General features: G+C 40.4%; 20 protein-coding genes. 9 read left to right on the forward strand and 11 right to left on the reverse strand.

What is annotated here, in order from left to right; translation table 11 throughout:
* Positions 1-166: 166 nt before the first annotated feature.
* Both tdh and CXF93_RS13785 read right to left on the reverse strand, forming a co-directional pair.
* On the reverse strand, positions 167-1,201 hold the full coding sequence (gene tdh, locus CXF93_RS13780) for an L-threonine 3-dehydrogenase (RefSeq protein ID WP_101063058.1): 1,035 nt from the start codon (positions 1,199-1,201) through the stop codon (positions 167-169).
* Complete coding sequence (locus CXF93_RS13785; protein ID WP_017222935.1) at positions 1,201-2,394, reverse strand: glycine C-acetyltransferase; 1,194 nt, start codon at positions 2,392-2,394, stop codon at positions 1,201-1,203. The genes tdh and CXF93_RS13785 overlap by 1 nt, the downstream gene beginning before the upstream one ends.
* Before the next feature lie 174 nt (positions 2,395-2,568).
* On the opposite strand from CXF93_RS13785, the gene CXF93_RS13790 reads away from it, so the two are divergent.
* Entirely contained in the window at positions 2,569-3,480 is a 912-nt protein-coding gene (locus CXF93_RS13790) for a LysR family transcriptional regulator (protein ID WP_017222934.1), read from the forward strand.
* Positions 3,481-3,543: 63 nt separating this feature from the next.
* On the opposite strand, the gene CXF93_RS13795 is transcribed toward CXF93_RS13790, so the two are convergent.
* On the reverse strand, positions 3,544-5,091 hold the full coding sequence (locus CXF93_RS13795; RefSeq protein ID WP_232784215.1) for a sodium/solute symporter: 1,548 nt from the start codon (positions 5,089-5,091) through the stop codon (positions 3,544-3,546).
* 284 nt (positions 5,092-5,375) lie between these two features.
* Here CXF93_RS13795 and CXF93_RS13800 point away from each other — a divergent pair, with 284 nt between their 5' ends.
* The 3 genes from CXF93_RS13800 (at position 5,376) to CXF93_RS13810 (ending at position 8,891) form a co-directional block, all read left to right on the forward strand.
* Positions 5,376-6,671 (forward strand): MFS transporter, encoded by a 1,296-nt coding sequence (locus CXF93_RS13800; protein WP_101063059.1) that lies wholly within the window; start codon positions 5,376-5,378, stop codon positions 6,669-6,671.
* A gap of 100 nt (positions 6,672-6,771) precedes the next feature.
* Positions 6,772-7,788 carry an ester cyclase gene (locus CXF93_RS13805; RefSeq protein WP_101063060.1) on the forward strand — a complete coding sequence of 339 codons (1,017 nt, stop codon included), beginning with the start codon at positions 6,772-6,774 and terminating at the stop codon, positions 7,786-7,788.
* A gap of 98 nt (positions 7,789-7,886) precedes the next feature.
* The gene (locus CXF93_RS13810; protein ID WP_101063061.1) at positions 7,887-8,891 is read left to right on the forward strand and encodes a LacI family DNA-binding transcriptional regulator; all 1,005 of its coding nucleotides are present in this window, start codon (positions 7,887-7,889) and stop codon (positions 8,889-8,891) included.
* A 127-nt stretch (positions 8,892-9,018) separates the two neighbouring features.
* Here CXF93_RS13810 and CXF93_RS13815 read toward each other — a convergent pair whose 3' ends face one another.
* The 3 genes from CXF93_RS13815 to CXF93_RS13825 all read right to left on the reverse strand — a co-directional run bounded on the left by CXF93_RS13815 (position 9,019) and on the right by CXF93_RS13825 (position 11,962).
* Positions 9,019-9,792 (reverse strand): glycine betaine ABC transporter substrate-binding protein, encoded by a 774-nt coding sequence (locus CXF93_RS13815; protein WP_101063062.1) that lies wholly within the window; start codon positions 9,790-9,792, stop codon positions 9,019-9,021.
* Between the two features lie 27 nt (positions 9,793-9,819).
* Positions 9,820-9,975, reverse strand: coding sequence for a hypothetical protein (locus CXF93_RS13820; protein ID WP_198551660.1), 156 nt, complete (start codon positions 9,973-9,975; stop codon positions 9,820-9,822).
* A 520-nt stretch (positions 9,976-10,495) separates the two neighbouring features.
* On the reverse strand, positions 10,496-11,962 hold the full coding sequence (locus CXF93_RS13825; protein WP_101063063.1) for a hypothetical protein: 1,467 nt from the start codon (positions 11,960-11,962) through the stop codon (positions 10,496-10,498).
* Between the two features lie 542 nt (positions 11,963-12,504).
* Between CXF93_RS13825 and ylqF the strand changes: the two genes are divergently transcribed.
* Positions 12,505-13,431, forward strand: coding sequence for a ribosome biogenesis GTPase YlqF (gene ylqF / locus CXF93_RS13830; protein WP_101063064.1), 927 nt, complete (start codon positions 12,505-12,507; stop codon positions 13,429-13,431).
* A gap of 153 nt (positions 13,432-13,584) precedes the next feature.
* Here the strand turns inward: ylqF and CXF93_RS13835 are convergent, their stop codons facing one another.
* A complete protein-coding gene (locus CXF93_RS13835) occupies positions 13,585-14,079 on the reverse strand; it encodes a DUF3085 domain-containing protein (protein WP_101063065.1) in 495 nt (164 codons plus the stop codon).
* A gap of 120 nt (positions 14,080-14,199) precedes the next feature.
* Entirely contained in the window at positions 14,200-15,261 is a 1,062-nt protein-coding gene (gene aroG, locus CXF93_RS13840; RefSeq protein WP_101063066.1) for a 3-deoxy-7-phosphoheptulonate synthase AroG, read from the reverse strand.
* A gap of 193 nt (positions 15,262-15,454) precedes the next feature.
* Between aroG and CXF93_RS13845 the strand changes: the two genes are divergently transcribed.
* The 3 genes from CXF93_RS13845 to CXF93_RS13855 all read left to right on the forward strand — a co-directional run bounded on the left by CXF93_RS13845 (position 15,455) and on the right by CXF93_RS13855 (position 17,665).
* Positions 15,455-15,769, forward strand: a complete 315-nt coding sequence (locus tag CXF93_RS13845) for an HI1450 family dsDNA-mimic protein (protein WP_101063067.1) — start codon at positions 15,455-15,457, stop codon at positions 15,767-15,769.
* Between the two features lie 101 nt (positions 15,770-15,870).
* Positions 15,871-17,199, forward strand: coding sequence for an amino-acid N-acetyltransferase (argA, locus tag CXF93_RS13850; RefSeq protein ID WP_101063068.1), 1,329 nt, complete (start codon positions 15,871-15,873; stop codon positions 17,197-17,199).
* 181 nt (positions 17,200-17,380) lie between these two features.
* Entirely contained in the window at positions 17,381-17,665 is a 285-nt protein-coding gene (locus CXF93_RS13855) for a hypothetical protein (protein ID WP_101063069.1), read from the forward strand.
* A gap of 57 nt (positions 17,666-17,722) precedes the next feature.
* On the opposite strand, the gene hemH is transcribed toward CXF93_RS13855, so the two are convergent.
* From hemH to htpG, 3 genes are all read right to left on the reverse strand, one after another.
* Positions 17,723-18,703, reverse strand: a complete 981-nt coding sequence (gene hemH / locus CXF93_RS13860) for a ferrochelatase (RefSeq protein WP_101063070.1) — start codon at positions 18,701-18,703, stop codon at positions 17,723-17,725.
* Positions 18,704-18,866: 163 nt separating this feature from the next.
* On the reverse strand, positions 18,867-19,511 hold the full coding sequence (gene adk / locus CXF93_RS13865; RefSeq protein ID WP_101063071.1) for an adenylate kinase: 645 nt from the start codon (positions 19,509-19,511) through the stop codon (positions 18,867-18,869).
* Between the two features lie 176 nt (positions 19,512-19,687).
* Complete coding sequence (htpG, locus tag CXF93_RS13870) at positions 19,688-21,598, reverse strand: molecular chaperone HtpG (RefSeq protein WP_101063072.1); 1,911 nt, start codon at positions 21,596-21,598, stop codon at positions 19,688-19,690.
* Between the two features lie 276 nt (positions 21,599-21,874).
* Here htpG and CXF93_RS13875 point away from each other — a divergent pair, with 276 nt between their 5' ends.
* On the forward strand, positions 21,875-22,354 hold the full coding sequence (locus CXF93_RS13875; RefSeq protein WP_101063073.1) for a glutathione peroxidase: 480 nt from the start codon (positions 21,875-21,877) through the stop codon (positions 22,352-22,354).
* Positions 22,355-22,465 lie beyond the last annotated feature (111 nt).

A 22,465-nucleotide genomic window follows, 5' to 3' on the forward strand; every position in this document is an offset into this window, starting at 1 on the left:
GATAATCATTTGTATTAACCATATTAATCAGATGGTTTTTGGTATAGAAAAGTATACTTATAGCAGAAAAATGTGATGTGTATCAAGTTAATAAATGATCTGATTACCGTAGGGAGGCTGGACAACCAAAAAAGGGGCCTAACGCCCCTCAATAAATCTTATCTTTTTAGCATTCCCAATCAAGGATCACTTTACCTGACATGCCTGAACGCATAATATCAAAACCTTCTTGGAATTGATCAATTGGGAAATGGTGCGTGATGATTGGCGTTAGGTCTAAGCCTGACTGAATTAATGCAGCCATTTTGTACCAGGTTTCAAACATTTCACGGCCATAGATACCTTTAATGACTAAACCTTTAAAGATAACATTACCCCACTCAATGCTCATGTCACTTGGTGGAATACCCAACATCGCAACTTTCCCACCATGGTTCATCTTGTCTAGCATATCGCTAAATGCTGATGGTACGCCTGACATTTCAAGACCAACATCGAAGCCTTCTGTCATTTTAAGCTCGTCCATCACATCTTTAAGTGACTCAGTTGCTACGTTAACAGCACGTGTTACGCCCATTTGACGCGCTAAGTCGAGACGGTATTCGTTAACATCCGTGATAACAACATTACGTGCACCAACGTGCTTACATACAGCAGCGGCCATAATACCAATTGGACCAGCACCGGTGATTAATACATCTTCACCAACAACATCGAATGATAATGCGGTGTGTACAGCGTTACCAAACGGGTCAAAGATTGCCGCCATGTCATCAGAAATATCATCCGGTAATTTGAATGCATTGAAGGCAGGAATAACTAAGTATTCAGCAAATGCACCTTCACGGTTAACACCAACACCTGTGGTATTACGGCATAAATGAGTACGACCAGCACGGCAATTTCGACAATGACCACACGTGATATGACCTTCACCAGACACTCGGTCACCGATTTCAAAGCCACGTACTTCTTGACCCATACCAACAATTTCACCCACATACTCATGGCCAACAACCATAGGTACTGGGATCGTTTTCTGTGCCCATTCATCCCAATTAAAGATGTGCACGTCGGTACCACAAATAGCTGTTTTTTTGATTTTAATCAGAATGTCATTATGGCCGACTTCAGGTTTATCAACCTCAGTCATCCAAATGCCTTGTTCTGGTTTCAATTTAGCAAGCGCTTTAATTTTCATTATATAATACCTATATCTTTGCCAACTTGGATGAATACATCTATCGCGTTATCAAGTTCTTCTCTGCTATGTGCAGCAGACATCTGTGTGCGAATTCTCGCTTTACCGTTTGGTACCACTGGGAAAGAGAATCCAACCACATAAATGCCTTTTTCAAGTGCGCGTTCAGCAAAGTCCGCCGCCACTTTAGCATCGCCAAGCATGATTGGAATGATCGCGTGATCAGCACCGCCCATCGTAAAACCAGCGGCTTCCATACGTAGACGGAAGTGAGCCGAGTTAGCCCATAAAGTATCACGCAAGCCATCACTTTCTGCCAGCAAATCCAGCACACGAATAGACGCAGAAACAATAGCTGGCGCAACTGAATTAGAGAACAAATAAGGACGAGAGCGTTGACGAAGCCAATCGATTACTTCTTTTTTACCCGCAGTGTAACCACCTGAAGCGCCGCCCATTGCTTTACCCAAGGTACCGGTAATGATATCGATACGGTCAATCACATCATGATGTTCATGGGTACCACGGCCATTTGCGCCCATAAAGCCAACAGCGTGAGAATCATCTACCATCACCAAGGCACCGTATTTATCTGCTAAATCACAAATACCTGGTAAATCGGCAACAACGCCATCCATTGAAAACACACCATCAGTAACAATTAACTTATGACGGGCACCTGCTTCAGTCGCTGCGATCAGCTGTGCTTCTAATTCTTGCATATTATTATTTGCATAACGGAAGCGCATCGCTTTACAAAGACGCACACCATCAATAATTGAAGCATGGTTTAATGCATCAGAAATAATCGCATCTTCTTTACCAAGAATGGTTTCAAAAAGTCCGGTATTAGCATCAAAACATGAGGTATAAAGGATCGTGTCTTCCATGCCTAAGAATGTTGATAACTTCTGCTCAAGTTCTTTATGCGAATCTTGAGTACCACAAATAAAACGCACAGAAGCCATACCAAAGCCATGCGTATCCATACCCGATTTTGCAGCTTCAATAAGCGCAGGGTGATTAGCTAAACCTAAGTAGTTATTAGCACAGAAGTTTAAAACTTCTTCACCAGTAGATATAGACACAGCCGCTTTTTGAGCTGAAGTAATAACGCGTTCTTGTTTATACAGACCTGCCGCTTTTACTTCTTCGATTTGCTCACTGATCTGATTGTAGAATGTAGAAGTCATGTAAATATTCCTTTTTAGCTTTATTTGAAACAACTTGTTATTAGCTACTTATTATTAAGAAAAGCCGAACAAGTCATGAAATAATTTATACTATGAAACTATTCTAATTGATCCCAGATAAGACTATTATCCCTCTATACGGAAAAACATTAGTGAAACACAGGCACAAATAGAATGATGATATCTCAAAAATTAATCGCCTTATTACCCGACTTGGCGAGTTTTACTTTAGTTGTTCAAGAAGGCAGTTTTACGGCCGCGGCAAAAAAAATAAATGTCACGCCTTCAGCGTTGAGTAAAACCATTACCCGACTTGAACAAGCTTTATCGATTAAACTATTTGAGCGCACGACCAGAAAGCTGATCATTACCGACGCGGGGCAGAAGATTTACGATCAATGTGTTCCAATGGTGAATGCGGCAAAGCAAGCGGTAGAAATATCCAGTGTCGAACATACCCAAGCCGCAGGTTCAATAACGGTTGCGGCACCGGAGGCATTTTTGAATGTGGTGTTACAGCCTTTTGTCATTCCGTTTTTAAAGCAGTATCCGCAGATCCAACTTAAATTGCGGGCGATTGATGGGCCAATAGATATCTTTGCACACGGTATCGATATCGCCTTTCTGTTGACGGATAAGCCAGATGAAAACTTGGTGTTAAAAGAGATAGGTAAAACCTGCTTAGTATTATGTGCAAGTCCAGATTATTTAAAAGAAAAAGGCACCCCTTCTCACCCCGAACAATTAACACAACACGATTGCCTTTATTTAGCAGAGAATGAAACCGACCACATCTGGGGTTTAATCAAAGGTGATGAATCCCATACCGTTACCGTCTCAGGCCGTTACGCAGTCAACCATTCTCAGATGCGTTTAAACGGTGTCATTAATGGCTTAGGTATCGGTATTTTCCCCGATTTCGTCGTGCAGGAAGCAATCCGCAAAGGCGATGTGACCGAAGTTCTCTGCGGCTGGACAGTTAAGAGTAATTATCAGGGGATCATTGCACTACAGTATGCCCAAACCAAATATATGCCTACAAAGCTCAAAGTATTTATCGATTATGCTATGCAGCATTTGAGTTAACACCATAGGGCACTTTCTACATGCCATAGACATTTGTTCATGCTATAGACATTTTTGTTCATTCTATGAAAGTACAACAAAGAGCCAATCGGGTATAAACATACAGGCAACGATGGTCATTGCACCAAAAACAAATAGGCCATAATGACTCGCTTTAGGTTTAGAAAAAAGTGCGGTTTGATTTTTAATGAAACCTTGTTGCTCGATAGAATTACAGCCATAGAAGCGACTCGTCAACACACCAAAGAATAAGAATACAAAGGTGCCAATCGGGGCAAACCATGGCCACGATATATCGGCATAGCGTGCAATGAGCACTGCCACGATACTGAGAATACTGCCGACGATGACCCCTTTTTCGTTGGCCTTATGAAAGAAAAGCCCGAGAACAAATGAACCCAATCGAATACCAACAAAAATCGACGTCAAACTTGCAATTGTTTTCAGAACCGATTCATTGGATATGGCGAATAATGCAGGGACAACAACCGCCACAGCGGCAACGAGACTCATTTTTCTTGCCACAGAGTCATAATGACGCTGTGAACCATTTTTACACACAAAGCGTTTATAAATATCAAAGGTAGCGACAGTTGCCATTGAATTATAAGTTGAATCTAATGTCGACATTGCCGCCGCTGCTAATGCCGAAATAACCAGCCCAATAACAATTGGGTTAGTATGATTAAAAACAAAATCAAGAATGACTTCATTACTATTATCAAAATGTTGGTTTTGATAATAAATACTCAGCAACACACCTAATACAGAGAAAAATAGGTATATAAAGAAAGCACTATAGCCACACAACAACATTGATTTTTGCGCATGTTCAACGTTTTTTGTCGCTAACGTTCTTTGTATAATTAACTGGTTAGTACCATAGACACTCAGATGTAAGAAACTCACCGCAACAACGCCAGCCCATAACGTAGTATCTACTCCAAGATCAAAGCTGGTATTGATAATAGTCAGATTATCTGGCGACAAGTATTCCTTCGTATTTATATCCATGAGTAGTATACAAAAAATCGCAATACTGCCGATCACTAACACAATAGATTGCAGCATATCGGTCCATATCACCGTCGATATGCCGCCAATACACGTATATAGCGCTGTAAATAAGCTGATATAAATAATGGCTTCAGAGATCGATATCGGTATCACTTGCACAAGTATGAGTGCTACCGCATATAAGATGACGCCTGCAGAGATACATTGAACAACAAGAAATACGATCGAATTAATGGTACGAGCATAGATCCCAAAACGCAGTTCAAGATATTCATAAATTGATGTTAATTTAAGTTTGTAAAAGACCGGAACAAAGAAAGTAACAGTAAAGAATATGACGATGGGATAGTTTAAATGGACACTCATCGCTTCCATGCCCGAATTATACACCCAACCTGGCATACCAATAAACGTCATTGCACTAATATAAGTGGCCAAAATGGAAACACCAGCTGTAAACCAGCCAAATTGCTGCCCTCCTGTAGCGAAATCATCACCTTTATTATAACGAAAGTTAACTAAGTAACTTATTAATAAGGTAATAATAATATAAAACACCACAATCGCAAGACTTGAGTACGTAACCATTTCCATATTCTTAGTACCAACGCCAATAAACAGTAACTACATCTTAACAAAGTTTGAGTTTTACGGACATTAACACAGGATAACTGCGATATTCATCACTAAAACAAATCATTAATGACTAATAAAATACAAATGGGTACGTAATCATTTTAGTTTTGAAGTTGATCACAGTTCTTTTTTTCCTAAAAATCTATTATTCATCCGAATTCGAAAGAAGTGGATGTTAAAACGGATCATCGACTTTCTTCCTAAATATAATTAATTGTCCCTATTAAAGAGGTCTATCGGTCATGATTGAACGGAAACATATGAGCGAAGTGCCAATGATTCAGCGTATTGCTGCGTACATTGCCATTTTGGTGGGTTACTTTTTTTATTGTTATAATTTTGTAATTATTGATTACGTCCGTCCATATCTTGTTGAAGAATATGACAGCATTAGCTTAGCGGATACGGCTCAATTTTATACTTGGCAGTCGGTTGGTGCGCTTATAGGGGCATTAAGTTGTGCATGGGTTGCATCTAACTTTGGCAAAAAGTCGACCTTGATTGTCATTACCGCCCTAAATGGTGGTGCGACCATTATCAATATGATGTTTACCGATTACGCGACGTGGGCATTAATGCGCTTTATTATCGGTATTTCACTCGGTGGTTACTTTACCGTCGCAGTATCAATGATGATTGGCCTATTTACCCCAAGTGTTCGTGGTAAATTAACGGCTTTTGCATCAAGTATGTTCTCTGTTGCCTTAATGGCTATGGGTGCCTACGCAGCATTTATCACCAGCATTGACGCACCTTGGCAGAGCCTAATGTGGGTTGGTGGTATTCCACCGTTAGTTGCAGCCGCGCTGATGATTTTCCTTTTACCAAACGACAAAAAAGTGATCGCATATGGTGAAGAAGAGGCCGCTGAACAAGAAAATGCTGGAGCAGAAAAGAAAAAAGGTTCTTGGGGCGAAATGCTCAGTGCACCTTACCGCAAGCTAACGCTTTCATGTCTATTACTTGCTGGCCTTAACTTCTATGGTTACCAATTCTTTAGTGGGTTCGTAACAACCTATCTAAGACAGGTACGAGAGTTCGATGGGGCTACCATCGGTATCATTTTCTCTATATCTGCATTTGGTTCATTATTCGGCGCATGGGTATGGGGCGCTATTGCTGACAAATACGGCCGTAAAATTAACGCACTAGGGTTTATCATCGCTGGTGTCATGGCCTCAGTATTCTTTGTTGCACCAAGTGACGTCATGATTGGTAGCTTAAATATGTTAGCGATACTCGGCCTTGTATACAACTTTGGCTTATCTGCGTCGGCAGTATGGGGTGGTTATTTCTCAGAATTATTCCCTCCACATCTGCGTAACTTTGGCGCGGCTTTATTCCACGGTGGTCGTATCATCGGCATGTGGGCGCCAATGGTATTGGTTTACATCCAAGAACGTTCAGACCTAGAGACGGCAATGTGGGGTTCTCCAATCATCTGGATCATTGCTGGTCTACTGTGGTTCTCTCTGCCTGAAACATTGAAAGGCGGTATTTTCTACAAAGAAAAATCACTGAAACAAGCTAACGCATAGTAACAACCTTTATTTAAACGGCAGGCACTTCGCCTGTCGGTCATATGATTTATTTTTTCTAGCCCGTTAGAAACAGGCTCGTCAGCAAAAGAGAGATAAAATGTCTAAATATCAAGAAGCTAAAAAAATAGTACGTAATTATTTCGATGCGATGGAAAAAGCCACGCACGAAAATGTAGCAGAAGTACTAAAATCGCATACTTCAGAAGATTACCTATGGCGTAGTGTGTACCCATTCCGTGAACAGCAAGGCGCACAAGCAGCAGCTGACATATTCTGGTCACCAATGATGAAATCGATGACCCGTATGCAACGTCGTCAAGATATCTTCATCGCGGGTGAAAACGAAGTAACGTCAGGTGAAACCTGGGTAATGAGCATGGGACATTTCATGGGGCTATTTGATGCTGAATTCCTTGGTATGCGCCCAACAGGCAAAATTATGAATGTTCGCTACGCTGAATTTAGTTGCGTAGAAAATGGTAAAATCACCAAGACTGGTTTGTTCTTAGACCTTCTCGGTATGATGGATCAAGCAGGCTGCTACCCACTTCCCCCGTCAACCGGAAAGCACTTTGTCTACCCAGGTCCACGTAATCACGATGGTCTGCTATTTGAAGATGCAGATCCTGCCGAAGGCATTGCTACCTTAGCGCTAGTAAACAAAATGGTTGATGATCTATCAGCGCTTAACGATAGCGGTGCAATGGGCTGTCCACCAGAAGTACTTGCAAAAAGCTGGTCAAAAGACATGGTATGGTATGGGCCTTGTGGTATCGGCGCATCGTATACCATCCCTCGTTACCAACAACAGCACCAACTGCCGTTCCGTAACAATTTAAAAGACAAAAAATTTAATGGTCACGTTTGTCGTTTTGCTGAAGGCAGTTTCTCTTGTTTCTTCGGTTGGCCAAACCTTTCAAATACGCCGACAGGTGGTTTTTTAGGTATGCCAGGTGGCGAAGTGAAAGCAAACATGCAAGTAGTCGATGTTTATTATCGCGACGGTGACAAATTGTCTGAAAACTGGGTATTGATTGATCTACCTTATTGGTTACAACAGCAAGGCTTAGATGTATTTGAACGTACTCAACAAATAGTAAACCCTACTCTCTAGGGTTAATAAGCCTGGGCAAATTAGCTCAGGCTTATGAACACCTTGCCTAATTATGTTATTCTAGTTTTAGTCACCTCACTAAAAATAATAGCTCACTCATGAATATACCTAAAGCAAACGCCACTTCAAAAGATGTTGCAAAATTAGCCGGCGTATCTCAATCGACGGTATCTCGTGTTTTTTTGCCGGGCAGCTCTGTCAGTGAAAAAACCAAAAACAAAGTATTTGCAGCTGCAAAAACGTTAAATTATCGTCCCAATGCTTTTGCTCGTAGTCTAACCACCAATGAATCTAAACTTATTGGTTTAGTTTTTCCAGATACTGATTACCCTTTACACATGAAAACGCTGCAATTAATATCTAGCGAATTACAAAAAGAAGGTTATTCAGCGGTACTGATCCCATGGAAAGTTGACGATGAAGCACTCCACTCTATCCCCAATATTTTTCAGTATCGAGTCGATGGTGTGATCGCGGCTTCGGCGACATTCAACAAATCACTTTATGAAGAATGTGCCGAATTCAATATCCCTGTTGTTCAGTTCGCAAGAGTGGTTGAAGGTACAAGAAGTAGTCATGTGGTGAGTGACAACTACGCAGCAGGCCAAACAGCCGCAAAGCATTTTCACAAAAATGGCGTAACATCAGCAATCTACTTAACGGGTGATATACCCACTTTCACTAATAATGAACGTAAGGCTGGTTTTTGTAGTGAGTTTGAAAGCCTGACAAATAAACAAGCACATGTTGTTGAAGCCAGCTTTGACTACACAGAGGCTCTAGATACAATCAGAGTAGTGCTGAGCCAAGTTAATAGACCTGATGGCGTATTTTGTGCAACCGATAATATTGCAATGGCGCTAATGGATGTGGCTCGTCTAGAGTTTGGTTTAAAAATTCCAGATGATTTACAAGTGATTGGATTTGATAATATCCCACAAGCAGAATGGTTAAACTATCAACTATCTACCTTTAATCAGGATTTTAAGCGTTTGGCACGAGAATCAGTAAAAATCATTGTCGATCAAATTATCCAAAAAGATTCAAGTTTAGTTAAGCTCATGCTTCCTGCGCATTTTATAGAACGTAAAACCACACGATAAAGTATCACTCCGCAAGTAGAATCCCCCGCATTAATGATACGTTCAGCTGCAGGGAACGCGTGACACCTGGGTGTCACGCGTTCATTTAATCGACCGTATAAAAGTAATGACAACCTCAAATTTAATTCTACTTATCTAACCAATTTCGGGTGACTACATCTAACGCTTGCCCTTCACGACACACTTTATAATCAAGTTCAGCAATAATTTCATTTGAAAAACGAAGTTCATCTAATTGAGCAAGTTGGTCACTCGTGAATTTTTCAGCACGATCTTGACGAAGAAGAAGTACAGCTCGGTCAACGATCCCCAATAAAGCTTTTGGTTCTATAATTTCTCGAATTGTAAATTTGTGGTGCAAAAACTGTGGTTTCCACAGGGGCACAACTAGCCATTCGTTATTCGCCACCGCATGCTCATAAGCAGTAAAACAATCTTCTTCAGTACCTATGTGGAATTGATACCCTGCGTCACTCAAATGGTACTGTTCCATCATTTCAATCGAGAAACGAGTAATACCAGCACCAGGGTTAATACCTTGTATATCTTTATTCATACGTTCGATAACATCAAGCTTGAGTAAGTCATCGACTTGAGAAACTGCTTCTTCTGGCACATAATCTGGCACGCCCCATAATGCATATGGTGAATAGTGTAAGCCTAACTCTAACAATGGAGCTACTTCTTCGACATCAGCTTTATAGATACCGTGACTTGATGGTAGCCATGCAGAAGAGAGTATATCGACTTCACCTGATTTAAGTTTTTGGAAGTTTTCTTGATGTGGGGAGTAAATACGCTTCGCTTCAAAACCCATATCTGTTAATACATGGCTAATCAAAGAAGCGGTTACACGATGGAAAGAAAGATCGGTTACACCAATAGTAATTATTTTTGACATAATTGTTCACTCGTTAAGAATAGATTTTCACTTGTTTAGTGCGTTTATCTCGTCAGCAAAATGCTCAATAGTACCGATAGATTCGAAGTAGCTATGCACCGCATTTTCATCACTGATATCCAACCCTGTCTTACGGCTTGCAACGTGAACGATATTGCTATCATTATCAAAATGTTCCGCCAATGATTACGTAAGTTATTTTTTCCTGTTTCATCGCCCATTCCCTCTCTTATTTTTTTCGCCATTATAAGCATTTGTATTAATTTGATAATTGGGTTAAATAAATATTCACTATTCGGTTAATGTGAACAATCAGAATAAAATGAAATGCGATTAATGAAGGTAAGTCATGCTAGGGGGGCAATATATTCGTAAACTCAAGACTGAGCTAACAGATATAGTTGAAGCGAATGCTCCGCAACACAATTTTTTGTACGCCAGCAACGTAGTAATACGTTGATAGTTTTAAACACTACAATACAAGCCCAACAGGGCATAAACATAACCGAATTAAATTTGTGAGGAGATTGGAAAGCTGATATTAAATCTGGGAAAATCACTGAAAAAAGCAGTTAATAGAAATGGTTCATTGGCTTATAAGAGCGCTTTACACGCTCGCTATATAATATATCTAATATTGCCCCTTGTTCTTAGACTGAAGGTTACAGCACAACTCTCGTAACGAAACGTGCAGAACGGATTGTTACGACGAGCACCCACCTAAGGACATATCGGCTTCAGAAGCCCCACACTCATTAGTAATCTTCCCATTTTCATAATAAGTCACTCTTTGCCACTTCCACTTATTATCTAAGTTATGACGATAGGTTACAACTCGTGCATTTTTATCTTGAGCATTGCCTATCGCATATTTAATATGCGTCCATCCATCAGCCCCATAGAATTCGCTACCATCAAAATCAGTGTCTAGTATTACATCACGAACAGCATTAATCCGTTCTTTAATCTGCTCATTCGTCACAGTGTCAGCAACGCCTATTAAATCACTAAAACTGCTATTATTTCCTGGTAAATAACGATATTCACTAACGCGAATCAAAACATTGTCTTGATAGTCTTTTGTCTTCAACGTTTGTGTAACTGTGCCAGCAATAATTTTATTTTTACATTCATCCCAATTATCCACCTCAACATCAATGGAATTCATAACTTCCGATGACTGCGTCGCTAATATTTCATCGAAATAACACTTGAACTTAACATTGTCGCTGCTCAGCGATAAGTTAGTCCTTTTCGTAATATCAACACCATAACGAACGGTTGTCAGCATTTCACCTTGGGCAATTAAAGCACCTTTGGTTTGTAAGTCATCCGAAACCAAATGAGTTTTAGAGTTTAAACTACCGTCAGCGGTCAGGATAACTTGATGGCGATACCATTTTTTGTTATACGCTTCTAACGTTACATCCCACTCACCTAAATAGTACTCAACCCACGCAAGCTCGGCATTTGGATTAACTTCATTTAACTCGACTGTCTCAGCGTATGATTTTTGTAAACCTGGGACTATTTTTTTAGCAAAGACATGTAATGCAGCATCATCTGAAGCCACATAGTCACTATATAGTTCATCAACAGTGACGTTATAATGGTTTGCCACTCGTTTGCTTTGCTCTGTTAATTTCTGCCCAATATCATATCTAAGCTGTTGATCGGCCAATATCGATTCACAGCTTAAAGCTGATGATTGTGACTTTGATAACTCTTTTTCAACTTCACTCCACAAAACTGTTGTTAATGGCGTTAAGTTGAGAAGATCTTTATCCGCACTTAGTGCAAAAGACGGTGGAAATACCATCGAATAAGCTTCATCAATGGGGATGTTGGGAGCATCACTGTCCACCGCACCAACTGGTACATCAACAACGACAGGAACATATTGCGAACATTTTTGGTAGCTAGCAGGTACAGCTAAGTCAAAATCACCTTCACTTTTGGTCACCGTGAAAGGTTCATTTTCATCACGCTTATTATTAAAGTTTAAGTCAAGGTAAACAGTCGCCCCTGTGATGTAGCCATCTATGACCTTACCTGACATTGTCGTTGCGACTCCAGCTGATGAGCTAGAATCGGAATCAGAAGCGCCACCACAACCAGCTAGCAATGAGCCTATAGCCAAACACAATAAATTTCTCGTAATACAACGCATATCATTACCTTTATTAATTCTAATAATTCATTTTATCTATTTAAAACACCACAACATCACACTGTATTTCATATTGATATATAGCAATAAATACAGTGTGTCTTTTTCAGCAATAACGTTATATACACGAAAATTTAAATCATTGGTGATTGGTATCTAATTTCGCGCATTATGCCAGTTCGATATAAATATGCCCACTATATCCTTAAAACTCTTTGAGTTTATTTAGTTATAATAAAGGCACTGCTTATTACCAAATTAAAAGATAAGGCCGGTGGCATTTTACATTATAAGTACATACTGTAGATTACGGCGTAGCTTAAAATCCGCCTTACTCACAGCACTTAGTTAAATTTACTTGCATAGATATACCAACCATTAGTGACCGAAATCACTAATTACGTTAAACTAGCGACAATTATCAGACTATCGCAGGAAAAGTTTACTCGCTGCTTTAGCAACCAACTTTCAGACCAACACATTTAGTACCCCACAAAGTACCTCATGTGACCGAAAGATAAAATAAAAGGTTTATATTTCAAATGACTAGAAGTTCAATTCAGTGGTACCCAGGGCACATGCATAAAGCCCGTAAAGAGATCGCGGAAGTAATGCCGCAAATGGACCTCATTATCGAAGTGCTTGATGCGCGTATTCCTTACAGCAGTGAGAATCCAATGATCTCAGAGCTACGTGGTGATACCCCTTGTATTAAAATTCTCAATAAAAGTGATCTTGCAGACCCGATTGTTACTGCGCAATGGTTAGAATATCTAGAATTAGAAGAAGGCGTTAAAGCCTATGCCTTTACTACGCAAGAAGTGCATGAGATCAAAAAGATCCCTGCCCTAGCACGCAAATTAGTACCAAATAAAGAAGGTGCCGACAAAGTAATTAAAGCGATGATCATGGGTATTCCAAACGTGGGTAAATCAACCACGATTAATATTCTTGCTAACCGTATTATTGCTAAGACTGGTAATGAGCCAGCGGTAACGAAGCAACAGCAACGTATCAAACTTGATAACGGTATCGTCTTATCAGATACCCCTGGTATGTTGTGGCCGAAAGTACAAAATCCACTTTCAGGCTACCGTTTAGCATCAACAGGCGCAATTAAAGATACTGCGATTGAATATGATGATATCGGTATGTATGCCGCTGAGTACATGTGTAAAACTTACCCAGAAGCAATGCGTGAGCGTTACAAGCTAGATAACCTAGACAAGACAGACATCGAATTGTTAGAAGACATTGGCCGTGGTCGTGGTTGTTTAGGTCCAGGCGGTTTTGTTGATTTAAACAAAGCAGCTGCGATTCTAATCAATGAATTACGTACCGCTAAAATCTGCCGTCTTAGCTTAGAAACACCAGCAATGGCTGAAGCAGAGAAAAAAGCTGTTATCGAGCGATTAGCGCTTGAAGGCGAGAAGATTAAGAAGCGTAAGCCAAAGAAAAGACGTCGTTGATCCAATCTGGGCGATATAATACTGTCGCCTATATTTGCTATCCCGTTTAAATGTAAAAAGCCTCTGTGCAGAAACAGAGGCTTTTTTGTATCTTCAATTCACAGCAGTACGATTACTTAATTATTATTTAATAACTATTTACTTAATAACTATTTATTTAATAATTAAGCGTACATCATCGTCATCGCCCAATTCAATAATGAATTGTTGCTTATCTGCTTTTACAGAACGATTAACCCATTCCAGTGGAATAGTTATAGAACCCATTTCACCGTCAAAGATCTCGTCTTGATTGATTTGAAAATCAGCATCTTTTTCTGGATGGCAACCAACAGCATAAGCCAACGTGCCACGCTCAATTGGCGAGATATCACTTGAGACGTTGTTCATAATGAACACACCGTGCTCAGCCATCAAGGTTAATTGCGCTGTCAGCTTTTTAGGATTCAGTTGATTAACATCTGGCCAGAAGTTAAGGCCCTTACTTAATGCTTCAACTTCAGTGTTGCCATGTTCATCAACAACTTTAGAACCTTTGAACTTGCTTGCATCCCAAAGATCATCATAAGTAGGGGTAAAAGTATTTGCAGCGAGTGCTTCCGCTTCAATCGGCAAAACTTCATCAAGAGAAAATATAATTCGTTTCATTGTTGTCCGCTCTTTAATGACAAAAGCACAAACCAAAGTTTGTGCTTTATAGCTTGAGTATATAATATCTCGAACTATATACCTAAACAGCGTTGCAATGCAAGTTAGCTGACCGCTTGCTTATTTAACGGTGCGGCGTGTAGCAACTGCATCAGATAGCTGTGCCATCATAGTTTCAGTATCAGCCCAACCGATGCAAGCATCTGTGATACTTTGACCGTAAGTTTCTACCTTACCATCAATTAGATCTTGACGACCTTCAACTAAATGACTTTCCACCATCACACCAAAGATTGCACTATTACCTGCGCTGATCTGGCCTGAAACGTCAGTCGAAACATCCATTTGTTTCTGGAATTTCTTCTCACTATTTGCGTGGCTAAAATCAATCATGATGTTAACGTCTTGCTTAGCAGACTCTAACTGAGTTGTAATTGTCGCTACATCATCAGCAGAATAGTTGGTCGACTTATTACCACCACGTAGGATGATATGACAATCAGGGTTACCTGCAGTAGAGATTATTGCCGAGTGACCAAATTTAGTTACTGATAAGAAATGGTGCGGTGCGTTAGCACTACCAATCGCATCAATCGCTACTTTAATTGTACCGTCGGTGCCGTTTTTGAAACCAACAGGGCAAGACATACCAGAAGCCAGTTCACGGTGAACTTGTGACTCTGTAGTACGTGCACCAATTGCGCCCCAACTCATTAGGTCACCAACATATTGTGGTGTGATCATATCAAGGAATTCACCTGCAGTTGGTAGACCCATCGCATTCACATCAAGCAATAATTTACGTGCAATACGTACACCATCATTTAATTGGAAGCTGTCGTTAAGATAAGGGTCATTGATTAAACCTTTCCAACCTACAGTTGTACGTGGTTTTTCAAAATAAACACGCATAACAATTTCGAGAGTATCTTTATATTTTTCACGTAATGCCACTAGTCGCTCTGCATATTCTAACGCAGCTTCTGTGTCATGAATTGAACAAGGTCCAACAATCACTAAAAGGCGATCGTCTTCTTGTTTAAGAATTTGGCTAATACTATTACGTGATTCAAATACTGTTTTAGTCACATCATCAGAAGCAGGGTATTTTTCTAACACTGCAATTGGCGGTAATAATTCTTTTACTTCACGGATTCTGACGTCGTCTGTTTGATAATGCATACTAATAATATTCCTTTATTCGCCCTCAGGCATTCATACTCTAATGTGATATTGTCCGCATTCAATGTAACGTCTATTTCACTCGGAAGCAATTATAAATCACATAAAAAATCCGTGGATATTGTAAGAAATATTCTTATCTTACCGAGATTAAGGTAATATCCAGCGAAAATACCCTAAACTTGGAAATCCTATGCTATTAAAAACTGAAGATGAATTAATTGACTTCGCCTATGACGCCTTTTTAGAGGATGCGCAAACGCAATTATCACCTGCAGATCAAATCTTATTTGCCATGCAATTCGAAGATCTTGGTGCTGTTGATATCGTCGATCTTGGTAGCGATTGGCCAGCAAGTGTGGCGATGGGTGTTAATGACGATGAATATTGTGAATTACACATCGGCCTCGTTGACGACAAAGATTTACTCAGTGATATTTTTGGCCGCGTACTGGTCAAGAAAAAAGCCAACGATAAGTTTATCCATATTCTTTGGAAAACTGAATAATCAATAGACTGTGACTTGATTTCATCTCCGATTTAAGGAATATTAGCTTTAGAGCTATTATTTAAAATAAGTATTTAGAGTAAGATGTTAAATCCAAGGAGATGGAATTGAGTCAACAAGATAACCAGTTAGTACGTTGGTTTCGGCAATCAGCGCCTTACCTCAATGCGCATCGTGATAAAACAATCGTACTGACATTGAGCGGTGAAGCCATAGCTCATACTAATTTCATCAATATCGTCAATGACATTGCCTTATTAAACATTCTCGGCATTCGCATTGTCTTGGTTTTTGGCGCGCGCCCACAAATTAATAGCATACTCGCGCATAATAACTGTGAGAGTCAGTTTCATAAATGCCAGCGCGTCACTGATGAGCAAGCCTTTCCGTTCATTAAACAAGTTATTGGTCAGCTGCAGTATGAAATTACCGCGGCATTCTCGATGAGTTTGGTCAATACCCAAATGCACGGTGTGAAAATCAATATCGTCAGTGGTAACTTCATTACTGCGCAACCAATTGGGGTCGATGAGGGGGTGGATTTTTGTCATACCGGCCGCGTTCGCCGTGTTGATACCGATGCATTGGAATATCAACTCGCCCAAAATGCCATTACCGTAGTTCCCCCACTCGGCTATTCGGTCACCGGTGAGAGTTTTAACCTCAGTGCCGAGGAAGTTGCCACCAAGATAGCCATCAAACTCAGTGCCCATAAACTCATCAACTTTTGCTCTTCACAAGGTGTATTGGATTATAACGGTAGCCTCATTTCTGAAATGTTTCCTGAACAAGCACAGCAACGCTTAGCCGAACTTGAAGAACAAGGTGGCATAAATACTGGCACAGCGTCTTACTTACGCGCTGCCATTAATGCTTCTTTAGCAGGTGTACCCCGCTGTCATTTAGTCAGTTACAAAACCGATGGTTCATTGTTACAAGAGCTGTTCTCACGTGATGGTGTCGGTACTCAAATAGTACGCCAAAGCGCCGAGCAAACACGCCCTGCTAAAATTGAAGATGTACCCGGGATCATGTTACTGACGCAACCTTTAGTTGACCAAGGAATGCTAGTACAGCGCAGTAGGGAGCAGCTAGTGCGAGACATTGAGCACTTCACTGTCGTTGAACGTGATGGCACCATTATTGGCTGTGCCTCACTGTATTGTTTTTCTGGCAATATTGCTGAAATGGCCAGTGTCGCCACCCATCCTGAATATCGCCGCCTGAGTCGCGGTGACTTACTGGTCAAGGAAATTGAACGCCAAGCCAAGTCACAAGGCATGGATAACTTGTTTGTACTAACAACACACAGTATTCATTGGTTTAGAGAACGTGGTTTCGAGCCGGTGGAGCTTGAGCAATTACCGGTTGAAAAACAAGAGTTGTATAACTTGCAGCGTCGTTCAAAAATATTAATGAAGGCTTTATAAGATTTGGCAGTAACCGAAACACAGAGCATCACCTATCTGTTACTGCCTTTTCTTTTCCACAAACAAAGCAGCCTGTTACAATTCGGTACACTTACCTTCGCCATAATGTGCGCGAGCCACTACTACACAGCGAATATTTAGAGCTATAATCCCTCCTCATTCTTGGGAAGAGTTCAAATACATGTCATTACGACGAGTCTTACAACATGCATTTCAACATTTCAGTCAGCGGTTACTCGCGCAACTAGACAGTAAACAGCGCTTATGGATCGTACAAGTAGATGAAGGCGGGCTAAAAAATCAATCATTTATCGTTGATGAAGACAACTTTCAGCAACCTATGGATTGGATGCTGAAGCGGCACTATTCTGTCACTGATTTGGAAAATGTAAATAACATGAAGCGTGCCGAAGTAGTTAGCATCAAACTTGCGAACGCTAAGCACAGCTTGATCCGAGCTAAATAGCGAGCAACTCGCTATTAACTAGCCATCAACTATTAGCTATCCACTAACCACTAACCACTAACGTAAGTATTCACTCGCAACAGCATGTAGCGCACGTACATGCGCTTCATCATCATTTAAACAAGCAATGAAACGGTAATCTTCACCACCGGCGTCGACAAATACAGCTTTGTTTTCAATTGCCATTTCTTCGAGTGTTTCTAAACAATCAACTGCAAACGCTGGCGCGATCAAATCGAGTGATTTCGTACCACTTGCAGCTAGCTTTACTAAGGTTTCATTAGTATACGGTTGTAGCCATTCAGCTTTACCAAAACGCGATTGATAGCAATGCACAACCTCATCTTCCGCTAATCCTAGACGCGCACATAGCAGTGCGGTTGTTTCAACGCAGTGGTCAGCATAGATATCGCCTTTTTCAACCAGAAACTTAGGAATACCATGATAAGACAGTAGTAGTTTTTCAGCTCTGCCCTTGTCAGCCCAATGGCGTTCTACGCTTAACGCTAATGCTTCAATATAAGCAGCATTGTTATGGTAGTGCTTTACTAAGCTTACGCTTGGTACATCGATAGTTGCTTGTAGATAGTTAGCTACTTGATCAAATACGGGTGCAGTGGTGGTTGATGAGTATTGTGGAAACAACGGCAGTACCACGATGTGTTCAGCACCTGCTTGCTGTAACTTAGCTATCGCATTGTTAATACTGCGTTCGCCATACGTCATAGCGAGCTCAACCTGTACGTCTTGCCCTGCATCGTTAAATATCGCCGATAGCGCTTTTTGCTGTAATAGACTGTAATGTAATAGCGGTGAGCCATCATCAAACCAAATCGACTGGTAGGCTTTAGCTACACGTTTACAACGTAAAGGTAAAATAACACCGTTTAATAGCGGTAACCAAAATAATCGAGGAATACTGACAACGCGGGGATCAGACAGAAATGGTCTTAAAAAGGCTTTAACACCGGCTGGTGTGGCTGAATCTGGCGTACCAAGGTTAACCAATAAAATACTTTGCTTAGTCATATTACACATAATCACTATATCGTTTAACGAGTGACTCTATTCTATGCGATTAAGTAACTTGGATCCAATAACTCGTTGAGATTTAGTTATAAAAAAACCCCGAGCACGCTCGAGGTTTGATAGCCGTATAAAGATTAATCGAAGGGTTACCCCTCTCTATTAATCTATAGAATTAACCAAGTAGTTCAGCTAATTGCTTACTAACAGCGTCAACAGCTTGTGTGCCGTCAAATGTAACATATTTGCTGTTACCAGCGTCCGCTTCTTTGCCATAGTAAGCAATAAGTGGTGCAGTTTGATCGTGGTAGATACCTAAACGTTTACGCACTGTTGCTTCAACATCATCCGCACGGATTGATAGATCTTCACCAGTTTCGTTATCTTTACCTTCCACTTTTGGCGGATTGTAAACAGTATGGTAAACACGGCCAGAAGCAGCGTGAACACGACGACCGCTCATACGTTTAACGATTTCTTCATCAGGCACGTCAAATTCAAATACGAAATCAACGTCAATACCGTTTTCTTTCATCGCGTCAGCTTGTGGGATAGTACGTGGGAAACCGTCTAGTAGGAAACCTTTCGCACAATCTTCTTTCTTAACACGATCTTTAACTAATTCGATGATTAGTTCGTCAGATACTAGCAGGCCACCATCCATAACAGCTTTAACTTTTTGACCTAACTCAGAACCTTCTTTAATAGCAGCTCGTAGCATATCACCAGTAGAGATTTGCGGAACACCATAGTTTTCCATGATGAACTGTGCTTGAGTTCCCTTACCTGCACCTGGTGCACCTAATAAAATAATACGCATAAATTGCCCTTAAATTGACTTAGCTTGTGTAAATTGCTTAAATTTCAGAACCGCTAGACTACACGGGAAATCCGATGTGTTCAAGTACGGCCCTTAATTGTTACCTGTTTGTATACAACTTTGTGAGTAATACGATGAAGATACGTATTCACACTGTTAAGTTTGTTTAAATGTACTTAACTAATTAGTCGATTCATACGCGCAATGAATGCAGCAGGATCATCTAAGCTACCACGCTCAGTCAATTGTGCTTGTTCTAACAACAGTTGCACCCAGTCTGCAAATACCGTTTCATCCGCTTCATCAGCAACACGTTTAATCATTTCATGTTCTGGATTTAACTCAAAAATGTATTTCTGTGGTGGTACAGCTTGACCAGCAGATTCCATCAACTTGATCATTTGGCTGCTCATGCCATCTTCGTTTGTTACCACACAAGACGGTGTAGCAGTAAGACGATGTGTTAAACGTACGTCAGCTACTTTGTCGCCTAATGTAGATTTTGCACGCTCAAGGAAACTTGCAAATTCTTCAGTCGCTTCTTCTTTGGCTTTTTTTGCATCTTCATCATCAAGGTCGCCAAGGTCTAAATCACCTTTAGTTACTGATACAAGTTGCTTGCCATCAAAGTCTGTTAAGTGTGAAAGTAACCACTCATCAATACGGTCAGTTAATAGTAATACTTCAATGCCTTTTTTCTTAAAAATTTCAAGGTAAGCACTGTTTACAGCCGTGGTGTAGTTATCTGCTGTAATGTAGTAAATCTTATCTTGGCCTTCAGGCATGTTTTCGATGTATTTACCGAAACCAACTTCTTGTGCAGGACCGCCAACCGATGTTGAAGAGAAACGTAATAAAGAAGCAATCTTCTCTTTATTCGCCATGTCTTCAGCTGGGCCTTCTTTCAATGCTTGACCAAATTCGTTCCAGAATTTAAGGTACTTTTCATCATCATTCTTCGCCATACGTTCAAGCATAGTCAATACACGCTTAGTACAAGCAGTGCGTAATGATGTGGTAATTTTATTATCTTGTAATATTTCACGTGAGACGTTTAGTGGCAAATCGTTTGAATCTAACACACCCTTCACGAAACGCAGGTAAGTTGGCATAAACTGTTCAGCGTCATCCATAATGAATACACGTCGTACATACAGTTTTAGGCCATGTTCTTTTTCACGGTTCCACATATCAAATGGTGCACGTGCAGGGATATAAAGTAGGCTGGTATATTCTTGCTTACCTTCTACACGGTTATGGCTCCATGTTAGTGGATCTTCAAAATCGTGAGCGATGTGCTTATAGAACTCATTATATTCTTCATCTTTTAGTTCATTTTTCGATAATGTCCACAATGCGCTTGCACGGGTAATCGATTCCCACTCACCCGGTACTGCTGGTGTTTTTTCACCGTCAGGACCATCTGATTCAGGTTGTTCTTCTTTCCACATTTCAACAGGAATGCTGATGTGATCTGAATATTTGTTAACGATTTGACGCAATTTCCATGCATCAAGTAAGTCATCTTCACCTTCACGTAGGTGCAAGATGATTTCAGTACCACGGCTTTCTTTAGTAATATCAGCTAGACGGTAGTCGCCCTCACCTTCAGATTCCCACTGTACCGCTTGGTCCGCTGCTGCGCCCGCTGCACGTGTATTCACTGTCATCATATCTGCTACGATGAAACCAGAATAGAAACCAACACCAAACTGACCGATCAATTGCGAATCTTTAGCTTGGTCGCCAGATAGGTTATTAAAGAATTCAGATGTACCAGAACGTGCAATCGTACCTAAGTGCGAGATAACATCTTCACGTGACATACCTATGCCGTTATCAGCAATGGTAATGGTACGGGCCGTTTTATCAAGCGTAACACGTACACGTAATTCGCCATCGTCTTCATATAAGCTATTATCTGATAATGCTTTAAAACGTAATTTATCGGCTGCATCTGCCGCATTAGAGACAAGTTCACGTAAAAAGATTTCTTTATTTGAGTATAAAGAATGGATCATTAATTTAAGCAGTTGTTTCACTTCAGCTTGAAAGCCGTGAGTCTCAGTATTAACTGTATCAGTCATTACTTGTTCCTTTGTTCTAATGGGGTGATTCAGATTACAAATTATCTGAATTTATTCGTTAATAGATAGATGGGTTTGTTATCAGTGTTTTCAAGGGCAACTAATAATTTTAATCTGTGAGCGCAAACGCAACTACTTAAAAAGCAATGTAAAAAAGCCATTTTCAATTAGAAAATGCTTGCATATTAATATCACAACAATCACTATATTGCGCACAATGTATTTATTTACACTGCTATTTACTTCTACTTATTTATTATTTAAAGGGGACTTACGATGACGAAACTTTATGATTTCGAAGTAACAACAATCACTGGTGAACAAAAAAAACTCAGTGATTATAAAGGCCAAGCAGTACTGATCGTAAATACCGCCAGTAAATGTGGTTTCACTAATCAATATGCCGAATTAGAAGAGTTACAGCAAACCTATGCGAGTAAAGGATTAGCTATTCTCGGTTTCCCTTGCAACCAGTTTAAGCAGCAGGAACAAGGTTCAGATGCTGATATCAACTCATTCTGTCAGCTGAATTTTGGTGTTACCTTTGACATGTTTAGCAAAATCGATGTCAATGGTGATAATGCCGACCCCCTGTATAAATGGCTCAAGTCAGAAGCAACAGGTCTGTTAGGCAGTAAAGGCATTAAATGGAACTTCACTAAATTTTTGGTTAACCGTGACGGTAATGTAGTCGATCGCTTTGCACCTACGCTCTCTCCAAAAGGCATGGTAAAAGATATTGAGAAGCTGCTGTAAAGCAATCGTTATAATACAAACTATTTAGCAGTAACAATAACTTAGTCAAATAGTTTGTAGTTTTTTACAACAATCCCCCCGTATCAGGGGTGGAACTTCGCCCTCCTCTGT

The sequence above is a fragment of the Moritella sp. Urea-trap-13 genome, assembly GCF_002836355.1.
GTDB lineage: Bacteria > Pseudomonadota > Gammaproteobacteria > Enterobacterales > Moritellaceae > Moritella.